The sequence below is a fragment of the Streptomyces calidiresistens genome, from assembly GCF_014141525.1.
Classification (GTDB): Bacteria; Actinomycetota; Actinomycetes; order Streptomycetales; family Streptomycetaceae; genus Streptomyces; species Streptomyces calidiresistens.
This window is the reverse complement of sequence record NZ_VKHS01000121.1, coordinates 1-9,817: the sequence shown is the minus strand read 5'-3', so window position 1 is coordinate 9,817 and position 9,817 is coordinate 1. Positions and strand designations below refer to the sequence as shown.

Genomic DNA, 9,817 nt, shown 5'->3' with positions numbered 1-9,817 from the left:
CCCGGGGGCCCCGGCGCCCCCCGCCGGGGAGGCCGCCGGGGCCCCCGGGGCCTCGGGGACCGCCGAAAGCCCCGCCCCGGCGTCGGGCGCCGCCCGGGAGGAGGAGCTGCGGCGGATCGCCGCCGCCGTCCCCGACCCCGAGCTACCCGTCATCGGCCTCGGCGACCTCGGCGTGCTGCGCTCGGTGCGGCTGTCCCCCGACGGCACCCGCGCCGACGTGGAGATCACCCCCACCTACAGCGGGTGCCCCGCCGTGGAGGCCATGGCCGGCGACGTGGAGAGCGCCCTGCGGGGGGCGGGCGTGCCCGAGGTGCGGGTGCGCACCGTCCTCTCCCCGCCGTGGTCCACCGACGACATCACCCCCGCCGGGCGCCGTGCCCTGGCCGACGCCGGGCTGGCCCCGCCCCGCCCCGGCGGGCCGACCGGCGGGGCCGCCGACGGCCCGGTGCCGGTCGAGCTGGCCATCCGCTGCCCGCGCTGCGGCTCCACCGCCACCACCCTGATGAGCCGCTTCTCCGCCACCCCCTGCACCTCGCTGCGCCGCTGCGAGTCCTGCCGCGAGCCGTTCGACCACGTCAAGGAGCTGATCCATGTTCCACGAGCTGCGGGTTGAGGCGGTCGAGCGGCAGGGTCCGGACGCGGTGGCCGTCACCCTCGCCGTCCCCGAGGACCTGCGCGCCGCGTTCCGCTTCCTGCCCGGCCAGCACCTGACCCTGCGCCACCGGGCGGAGGACGGCACCGAGCTGCGCCGCAACTACTCCATCTGCACCCCGGCCACGGACCCCGACGGCCCCGCCGACCTGACCATCGGCATCCGCCGCCTGCCGGGCGGCGTGTTCTCCGCGCACGCCGTGGAACGCCTGGCGGTCGGCGACACCCTCTCCGTCATGCCGCCGGCCGGCCGGTTCACCCTGGTGCCCAAGCCGGGCCGGGTCGCGGCGATCACCGGCGGCAGCGGCATCACGCCGGTGCTGTCCATGGCCTCCACCCTGCTGGCCGTCGAGCCGGAGGCCCGGTTCACGCTGCTGCGCAGCGAGCGGACCGCCGCCGACGGCATGTTCGTCGAGGAGGTCGCCGAGCTGAAGGACCGGTACCCCGACCGGTTCCAGCTGGTGCACAGCCTCACCCGCGAGGACCTGCACGCCGGCCCCGCCTCGGGGCGCCTGGACGCCGACCGGCTGCGGACCCTGCTCCCGGCGCTGCTGCCGGTCGCCGACGTGGACGCCTGGTACCTGTGCGGGCCGCCCGGCCTGATCGACGGCGCGCGCACCGCCCTGGGCGACCTGGAGGTGCCGCGCGAGCGCGTGCGCACCGAGCTGTACCACCCGGACGACGCCCGCGACGTGCCCACCGGCCCGGTACGGGCCGCCGCCCCCGGTGGGGAGACCACCGGTCCGGCCCGGGGCGCGATGCTCACCGCGACGCTGGACGGCCGCTCCGGCGGCGGACCGGTCGGCGAGGGCGAGACGCTGCTGGACGCGGTGCTGCGCGGCCGACCCGACGCCCCGTACGCCTGCAAGGGCGGGGTGTGCGGCACCTGCCGGGCGCTGCTGGTGCGCGGCGAGGTCCGGATGGACCGCAACTACGCGCTGGAGTCCGAGGAGCTGGACGCCGGGTTCGTGCTGGCCTGCCAGTCCCGCCCGCTGACCCCCGAGGTGGAGCTGGACTTCGACCGCTGACCCGGCCGGCGGGCCGGGAGGTCGGCCCACCGGCCGGATCGGCGGCGTGACCGCGCGGCGGATCTCCGCCAGGATGGCCCCCGGGGTCCGGGAAGGATCACCGGGGGCACCCGGGGAGCCCGGGAACCGGGGCCCGGAGGATCACCGCACGACCGGCAAGGACGGTGGAGAGATGATCGACAGACCGCTGCTGAACCGTCGCCTGGACGGCCACGGCACGACGATCTTCGCCGAGATGTCGGCGCTGGCGGTGCGCACCGGCGCGATCAACCTCGGCCAGGGCTTCCCCGACACCGACGGCCCCGAGCAGGTCCGCGAGGCCGCCGTGCGGGCGCTGCGCGAGGGGCGCGGCAACCAGTACCCGCCCGGCCCCGGCATCCCGGAACTGCGCGCCGCGATCTCCGACCACCAGCGGCGCTTTCACGACCTGACCTTCGACCCCGACACCGAGGTCCTGGTCACCGCCGGCGCCACCGAGGCCATCGCCGCCTCCCTGCTCGCCCTGCTGGAGCCCGGCGACGAGGTCATCGCCCTCGAACCCTTCTACGACTCGTACGCCGCCTGCATCGACATGGCCGGCGCCCGCCGCGTGCCGCTGACGCTGCGGGCCCCGCACTTCCGGCCCGACCTCGACGAGTTGCGGGACGCCATCACCCCCCGCACCCGGTTGCTGCTGCTGAACTCCCCGCACAACCCCACCGGCACCGTCCTCAGCCGCGCGGAGCTGGGCGAGATCGCCGGGCTGGCCGTGGAGCACAACCTGCTGGTGGTCACCGACGAGGTCTACGAACACCTGGTCTTCGAGGGCGAGCACGTGCCGCTGATCTCCCTGCCGGGGATGCGCGAACGCACCGTCTCCATCTCCTCCGCCGGCAAGACCTTCTCCTTCACCGGCTGGAAGGTCGGCTGGGTGACCGGTTCGGCCCCGCTGGTGTCGGCGGTGCGGACGGCGAAGCAGTACCTCACCTATGTGAGCGCCGGGCCGTTCCAGTACGCGGTCGCCGAGGCCCTGGCCCTGCCCGACGCCTACTTCACCGACTTCCGTGAGGATCTGCGCGTCAAGCGGGACCTGCTCGCCGACGGCCTGACGGAGGCCGGCTTCGAGGTGTACCGGCCGCAGGGCACGTACTTCATCACCACCGACGTGGCGCCGCTGGGCGAGAAGGACGGCGTGGCGTTCTGCCGGGCCCTGCCGGAGCGGTGCGGGGTGGTCGCGGTGCCCAACGCCGTCTTCCACTACGACACCCCCGACGCCGGCCGCTCCCAGGTCCGCTTCGCCTTCTGCAAGCGTGTCGAGGTGCTGCGGGACGCCGTGGACCGCCTCCGCGCCCCCGCCGGCTGACGGGCGGTCGGAACGGCCGCGTTCTGCGGTCCGGCCGGGGTGATGCCGGTGCGGTCCGGGTGGGCCGGCTCCCACCCGGACCGCACCGGAGGGTGCTCAGTCGAGGCAGAACTCGTTGCCCTCGATGTCCTGCATCACGATGCACGACTCGTTCTCCTCGTCGGCGAGCATCACCCGCACGCACACCGCGCCGAGAGCGACGAGGCGGTCGCGTTCGGCCCGGAGCACGGCCAGGCGCTCCTCCCCCACGAGTCCGATGCCGGCGCGCACGTCCACGTGCACCCGGTTCTTCGCGACCTTGCCCTCGGGAACGCGCTGGAAGTACAGGCGCGGACCCGCCCCCGTGGGATCCGCACACCCCGCCCACGGGCTCCGTTCCCCGGCAGGCAGCGAGTCGACGAAGTCGTCCCAACCGGCGAACCCCTCGGGGGGCGGCGAGAGGACATATCCCAACACCTCGCACCAGAAACGGGCCACGCGCAGGGGGTCCGCGCAGTCGAAGGTGATCTGGATCCGCTTGACCGATGCCATCGGGCCACCCTAACCATGCGGTGTCCCCCACCTCATCCCGATAAAATCGGAGTCGGCGGAGGAACGCGCCCGGGCCCGGAGGCACCCCGGGGCGGGGCCGCCGAGTCGGCGTCAACGGCGGGGACGCGTACCCGGAGGTGTTCGTCCGGCCGTTGTCGCCGGCGGAGGGCCGCAAGCCGGCCCGGATCGGCCGGACGGGGGAGGACCCGGTGCGGTGGCGTCGGGCGATCGTGGTGTTGATGCAGGTCGGCGCCGATCGCGTGCGGGGATGTGATCCACGCGTTCACCGAGCGGGGGTTCGCGGCACCGGACCCGAAATGGAGTGGGGGCCGCCCGGGGTGATCGGTGAGGCGGTCCGGAAACGGATCTGCCCGATCGCCCGGACCTCCCCGTCTCCCGGGGCATCGCCGCGTTTCCCACCCGATTACTGTCGAAGCCGCGCGAGCGTCTGCTCGACCGCGGCACCGTCGCGGCGATCGGCCGGGAGACCCTGCGTCGCATCCCGCGTGCCGGCGGCGTGCCCGGCAGAGCCCCTCCACCCGGAAAGCCTCCGGCGACCCGAACTTCATGACCACGATGCACCGGATCCCGGACCTCTACGACCACCCGCCCGACGAGGGCCGGGTGATCCGCGTCGACGAGTTCGGACCGCTGAACCCGAGACCCCGCGAGGGCAGGGCCCGGACGCCCCGCCGCACCGCCATCCCGACGGCCGGGACAAGGTGGCCCTCTTCCGCGGAGCGCCGGTGGCTCGCGGTTGCCGGTGCGCTAGGACCTCATCTCCGCCAAGCCCTTCTCCAGCGTCACGTCGGGTGAGTAACCCAATTCGGTCCTCGCTGCGGTGATGTCGTAGGAACGGTCACGGCCGGTCCAGCTCACGAGCCAGTTCGTCAGCGGGGGCGCCGTCTTCCGGCGGAGCAGGCGTGCCGTGCGATCCATCATGGCCGCCATGGGTGCCGCGACCGTCATGGGCACGCTGCGACTCTTGGACAGGTCCACACCACGCGTGGCGAGCAAGGGGGTGAGGAAGTTCCGGATGGGCATCGGGGTGCCGTCGGTGATGTAGTAGACGCCTCCGTGACGGCCCCGGGTGAGCGCGAGGAGGATTGAGCCGACCAGGTTCTCGACGTGTACGAAGTCGACGGTGTGCTCGCCGTTGTCGATCCAGGAGAACCGTCCGGCCTCGGCGACCTCGGTCAGTTCGTCGAGGGTCGCCATGCCTCGACCCCAGATGAACGGTGGCCGGATTACCACCAGGTCGGTTTTTCCACCACGGGCCTTCAGCAGCGCGCGTTCGGTGGCCAGTTTGACCCGGCTGTAGGCGATGTTCGCCCTGCCCTCCGGCGTCAGCTCGTCCACGACGGGAAGGCGCTGGCTGCCCGTGGAGACGGACGCGGCACTGACGAGCACGAACCGCCGCACTCCCGCGGCCACGCTCGCCGCGTGCAGGGCCACCGTCGGCACGAGATTGGCCTGTTCGAAGAGGGAGTCGGGTCCCCAGAACTCCATGTGGGCCGCGACGTGCACGACCGCGTCCACCTCCCGCAGTCCGGCGAGCCACGGCTGTGCACGGGGATCGGTCTCGCGGAGGTCGGCGAGATCGCCGGGGACCGGGGTGGCCCCGGCCGTACGCACGCGCCGGGCGCTCGAGTCCGACCTGGCGAGTGCCGAGACCTCGTGTCCTTCGGTGACGAGGCGATGGATGAGGGCGCTGCCGACGAAACCGCTGCCCCCGGTGACAAAGATCTTCATGCTTCCACTCCTCGTGTACGCACGTCCCGTGCGCCCTGGTTCGGGTACCGCGAGGCGAGCGGCTTGCCCGCGCGCCAGGTACATCGCCACCGAACGGTTTGGCGTCAATGTATCTATGTCTATGTAACCTGCCGTAGGATGGTGCGTCAAGCAGGAGGTGGCGATGTCCGGCGCGAGGGAACGCGTGACCGCGGCCCGGGTGGCCGACGAGTTCAGCCGTGCGGCGAAGATCCTCGTCCGTCACTTCAACGAACGTCTGGGTGAGCACGGTGTGTCGACACCGCGGTCCCGCGTCGTGGTCGAGGTGGCACGGTCGCAACCCGTGCGGGTCACCGAGCTCGCTCTCGCGGTCGGCATCACCCAGGGCACCGCTTCGTCGCTCGTCGACGCGCTCGTCCGCGACGGCATGCTCGAACGTCACGCCGGCGAGGACGACCGCCGGTCCGTGTTCCTCCGGGTGACCCCGCAGGGAGCCGCACTGGCCCGGGATTGGACGGCCGGCTACGAACTGGCGGCGGAAGAGCTGTTCAGTCCACTCACCGCGGAACAGCTGTCCGCATTGGTGGACATCCTGAAGGTTCTCACCGCCGATGAGACGTCCGCCGCGGGCGACTGACCGGCGGAGCACAGCCGGTCGGTGAGCGCGGCGGGTTCGATCCCGGCGATGGAACATCCCCGGCCCGGAGGCGTCCCGGCACGAGGTCCACCGGGGCCGTTCACCGACACCGATCGGGTCCCGGACGTGCTCCCCGCGTCGACCTCAACGGCGGGGACGCCCACCCGGAGGCACCCGGGCGGGAACGGACCTCACGCGGGCGCCGGTCGCCCCGCTCCGGCTCCGGCCGGATCGATCGACCGGTGGGCCCCCGAATCCCTGCTCAACAGGATGCCGCGTGGTTCGAACCCCGCCGATGAGTAGAAACGCGCGGCTTCCTCGTTGGGCGCGAAGACACCGGCGTACAGGAGCCGGATTCCGCGCTCGGCGGCGGCCCGCTCCGCCGCCGAGACCAGGGCCGTCCCAATGCCCTCACCTCGATGCCCCTCCAGGACCACCGTGTGGATCTCCGCCGAACGGCGAGGAACGAGGATCTGATGATCCGGGGGTTCCGCGCGCGGGACCACCTCGACCATGCCCACCACATCACCCGAGGACTCGGCGACGAGGATCACCACCCCGGGTTCATCCGCGAGGACTTCCTCGAAGTGCTCACGCACCCGCTCCCCGTCGGGAACGCGGTAGACGGTCCGATCGAGCCGGACGTGTCTTTCGGCATTGGCCAGACGCAGACGAACCAGCGCCGGCACGTCCCCGGGTTCCGCTGCCCTGACCGAGATGCCCATGGAGTCGAGCCTGCCGGCCCACCCACCGGCCCACAAGGCACCCGGATTCGGGGGCCTCTCCTCACCTCGTCCCCTCGATCGGCGCCCCCGACAGGATGTTCACCCACCTGTGGCAGGTGGCGACGGTGACCGCGCCGAACAACTCCGGCGTCGACACCTCCACCTCACCCACGCATATCGATCAGAAACGCATGGGGATCATTCGTCGAGGAAGAGCGCTTCGATCCTCAGGTCGAAGAGCTTGGCGAGACGGAAGGCGAGGGGAAGGCTCGGGTCGAACTTCCCTGTTTCGATCGCGTTGATCGTCTGCCTGGACACGCCGACACGCTGAGCCAGTTCGGCCTGCGTCCAACCCCGTTCGGCGCGAAGGTCCGTGATGCGGTTCTTCATCGGTATCGGATCCTACCGACGGCGAAGGCGACCATGAAGACGACTCCCATGAGCACGGGCAGGAGGGCGATATCGACATCGCGGGCGATGAGGCCGGCGGCGTCCGCGACGACATAGGAGAATCCGACGACCCACCCCACGCCGAGGGTGACCGCCAGAGCCTCCTGTGTGATCTTCCGTTGCAGCTCGTCGAGCGTGCGGAGAAAGCGCGTGAAGGCGATGATCCAGCCGATACCGACGGCGAGATTGACGACAACGGCGGCCCAGCTCACCGCCCGCTGCGGCGTATCCCACAGGAGTTGCGGACCGAACCTGGCCAGGGCCAGGGTCGCCGCCCAGGCGAGCGTCCAGAGCACGAGTCGAGCGGACGCCTTGATTTCGTTGTGTGCCTGCACGGGAGCCACCCCTCGATGCGATGTCAAGTACACTTGACACGCTACGAGGCGCCACATCCCGGTGTCAAGCGTGCTTGACACCGGGCACTGCCCGGGGGCGCACCGATCAGAGGCGCAAGGGGTTCGTTCGGCGAGGGTGTGGCCGGTGACGAAGCGGGGGCGGGGTCGGCGGTGGAAGAGCCCCCGGTTTCGACGGCGGGTTCGGCCGGGTCCCGACCCGCCGGGTGGAGGGCGGGCCGCCGCACAGCGGTTTGCGCGGTCTTCGACAGCACCCGGCGTTCCCCCGGGCGGCGACCTCGCGAGCGGCACAGCGGCACCCCGGCCCGTCCGCGCGGGCACCCCCGGCGACCGCACGTCCTCCCGCGACGACCGGATCCGCGCGACCCCACCGACCCGTCCACGCGCCGCCGACGAGCCGAACCCCGAGCGCTTCGAATCAACACATCCGAACCCTCGAATACATCAAAATCACCGAACGCCGTTTATCGAATCGACGACAGCACGGTTCGATGTTCTCCCGGAAACAGGAATACGGTTCTTTCACGCCCGTGACCGCCACTCCCCTTTCCCGAATGGAATTCCTCACCCGATCGCATCCGTGGCCTCATCGTTCGTCGAGGACGGGGCACGACACGACGCCCTCATGGCCACCGGCCGACCCGCGGAGGAAGGGAAGCTCCACCACGGTGACCCGGCACGGGATCGGAACGCGCTGCGCCCGGTGACCCGTCACGATGACGGTGCGGTGGTGGGCCGCCTCGTGGACCGGGTTCGGCACGGGAACCCCTGCGGCCGGGTGCGCGGGCGGCGGTCCGGGGCTTCGACCCCTTCGAGATGACGTCGCGCCACACACTCCACGCCGCATGACGCGCGGGCTCCCGGGGCCACTTCCGAAAGGCTCCGTGTGCTTCGACGAACAGAGCACGGGGGCCGATCGGGGACCCCGCACCGGCACCCCACCCGCCGGACGCCGACCGGTCAACCGGCGTCGGCGGGGCGGAAGACGCAGACCTGCGTGCCCGTGGAGGCCATCGTGTGGGAGACCAGCCGCAGGTGCCGGGCCACGCCGTCCTCCGGGAAGATCCGCTTGCCGCCGCCGAGCAGCACCGGCGAGATCATCAGGCGGTACTCGTCCACCATGTCGTTCTCCACCAGGCTTCGGGCGAGGACCGAGCTGCCCATCACGTGCATGTCGCCCTCCCCCGAGGCGCGCAGGTCGGCGATGGCCCCGAGCACGTTGTCGGCGGGCAGGAGGGTGGAGTTGTTCCACGTCATGTCGGCCTCGGTGAGGGTGGTGGAGGCGACGTACTTGGTGATCGCGTTCATGTGGTCGGCGAAGGGGTCGCTACCGGCGCGCTCCGGCCAGGCCGCCGCCATCGTCTGCCAGGTGCGCCGGCCGAACAGCAGGGCTCGGGTGTCCTTCATCGCCTCGTCGATGGCACCGCCCATCACCTCGACATCGAAGTACGGCATGGACCAACCGCCGTGGGCGAACCCGCCGTCGGTGTCCTCCTGCGGCCCGCCCGGGGCCTGCACCACACCGTCCAGGCTCATGAAGTCGCTCAGCACGATACGCATGGGTCGCCTCCTCAAGGCGTCGTCGGACGCGACCACGAGCACCCCACCCACCGCGAACGGCCGGTGACGTGTCGTGATCGTCCACGTCTCCTCGGAGAGTAGGGAACGCCTCTGACAATCCGTCCGCTCCGACGTGCCGCCGGGCGGACACCGAACCCGTCCGGACGCATCCGCCGCTCATCCCCCGCCGCCCGGGGCCTCCGTCCAGCCGTCCGCCCCGAGCGGATAGACGTACGCCGGGCGGCCCCGGGCACCACTGGTGCGGAACGGTTCGCCGCCGTCGTCGACGCGCACCGTGCCGTGCCGGTCATCGGCGACCCACTCCAACTCCAGGTACCACCGCACGTCGTGGTCGTCCGTGCGGGCGGTGACATACAGCACCAGGGGATCACTCCCGCTCACCTTGTGGGGAAAGGCGTGGAGGTCGGAGCCGGGTACGGCCACGGGACGTCCCGCGTCGAGGTCCACCTCCAGCGGGTGAGTGGGGACGTTGCCGCCGCAGCCCACTCCCATGATGTAGTCGTTCCACGGCAGCGGGGCCCCCTTGGCGACGAGACGCACGTGGAGATCCCGCAGGATCACCGTCCCCTCACCGACACCCTGGACGGTGATCTCCACGAACTGCTCCCCGGCGGTCACCGCCCCGGAAGCCGCCACCCAGACGGGGGCGTCCTGCTCGAAGGGCGGCGGGGGCACCTCGTCCGGCGGACGGTTGAGGAGGTAGTGCCGGCTGCACGGGTCCGGGAAGGCGTGGGGGCGGGTGGAGACGCGCAACGGAACGGAGTCGCCCACCGAAGCCGGGTCGGTCC

General features: G+C 71.8%; 10 protein-coding genes and 1 pseudogene. 4 read left to right on the top strand and 7 right to left on the bottom strand.

The annotated features are described in order from the left end of the window. The first annotated feature begins 106 nt into the window (after nucleotides 1-106). The 3 genes from paaD (at nucleotide 107) to FOE67_RS07930 (ending at nucleotide 3,021) form a co-directional block, all read left to right on the top strand. Nucleotides 107-613: a 1,2-phenylacetyl-CoA epoxidase subunit PaaD gene (paaD, locus tag FOE67_RS07940; protein ID WP_182661909.1), complete on the top strand. Its 507-nt coding sequence runs from the start codon at nucleotides 107-109 to the stop codon at nucleotides 611-613. Continuing rightward, entirely contained in the window at nucleotides 591-1,679 is a 1,089-nt protein-coding gene (locus FOE67_RS07935; protein ID WP_182661907.1) for a 2Fe-2S iron-sulfur cluster-binding protein, read from the top strand. The genes paaD and FOE67_RS07935 overlap by 23 nt, the downstream gene beginning before the upstream one ends. 172 nt (nucleotides 1,680-1,851) lie before the next feature. Further along, nucleotides 1,852-3,021, top strand: coding sequence for a pyridoxal phosphate-dependent aminotransferase (locus FOE67_RS07930; protein ID WP_182661905.1), 1,170 nt, complete (start codon nucleotides 1,852-1,854; stop codon nucleotides 3,019-3,021). A gap of 96 nt (nucleotides 3,022-3,117) precedes the next feature. Here FOE67_RS07930 and FOE67_RS07925 read toward each other — a convergent pair whose 3' ends face one another. After that, entirely contained in the window at nucleotides 3,118-3,552 is a 435-nt protein-coding gene (locus FOE67_RS07925) for a VOC family protein (protein ID WP_182661903.1), read from the bottom strand. Nucleotides 3,553-4,320: 768 nt separating this feature from the next. Then, nucleotides 4,321-5,304, bottom strand: coding sequence for an NAD-dependent epimerase/dehydratase family protein (locus FOE67_RS07920; RefSeq protein ID WP_182661901.1), 984 nt, complete (start codon nucleotides 5,302-5,304; stop codon nucleotides 4,321-4,323). Between the two features lie 163 nt (nucleotides 5,305-5,467). On the opposite strand from FOE67_RS07920, the gene FOE67_RS07915 reads away from it, so the two are divergent. Then, nucleotides 5,468-5,920, top strand: coding sequence for a MarR family winged helix-turn-helix transcriptional regulator (locus tag FOE67_RS07915; RefSeq protein ID WP_182661899.1), 453 nt, complete (start codon nucleotides 5,468-5,470; stop codon nucleotides 5,918-5,920). 191 nt (nucleotides 5,921-6,111) lie between these two features. On the opposite strand, the gene FOE67_RS07910 is transcribed toward FOE67_RS07915, so the two are convergent. The 5 genes and pseudogenes from FOE67_RS07910 to FOE67_RS07890 all read right to left on the bottom strand — a co-directional run. Continuing rightward, the gene (locus FOE67_RS07910) at nucleotides 6,112-6,645 is read right to left on the bottom strand and encodes a GNAT family N-acetyltransferase (RefSeq protein WP_182661897.1); all 534 of its coding nucleotides are present in this window, start codon (nucleotides 6,643-6,645) and stop codon (nucleotides 6,112-6,114) included. 198 nt (nucleotides 6,646-6,843) lie between these two features. Beyond that, complete coding sequence (locus FOE67_RS07905; protein ID WP_182661895.1) at nucleotides 6,844-7,035, bottom strand: helix-turn-helix transcriptional regulator; 192 nt, start codon at nucleotides 7,033-7,035, stop codon at nucleotides 6,844-6,846. Beyond that, nucleotides 7,032-7,391 carry a hypothetical protein gene (locus tag FOE67_RS07900; RefSeq protein WP_182661894.1) on the bottom strand — a complete coding sequence of 120 codons (360 nt, stop codon included), beginning with the start codon at nucleotides 7,389-7,391 and terminating at the stop codon, nucleotides 7,032-7,034. The genes FOE67_RS07905 and FOE67_RS07900 overlap by 4 nt, the downstream gene beginning before the upstream one ends. Before the next feature lie 1,017 nt (nucleotides 7,392-8,408). Beyond that, nucleotides 8,409-9,008 carry a dihydrofolate reductase family protein gene (locus tag FOE67_RS07895; RefSeq protein WP_182661892.1) on the bottom strand — a complete coding sequence of 200 codons (600 nt, stop codon included), beginning with the start codon at nucleotides 9,006-9,008 and terminating at the stop codon, nucleotides 8,409-8,411. Nucleotides 9,009-9,185: 177 nt separating this feature from the next. Next, a pseudogene (locus FOE67_RS07890) lies at nucleotides 9,186-9,817 on the bottom strand (transcriptional regulator); the annotation flags it as partial.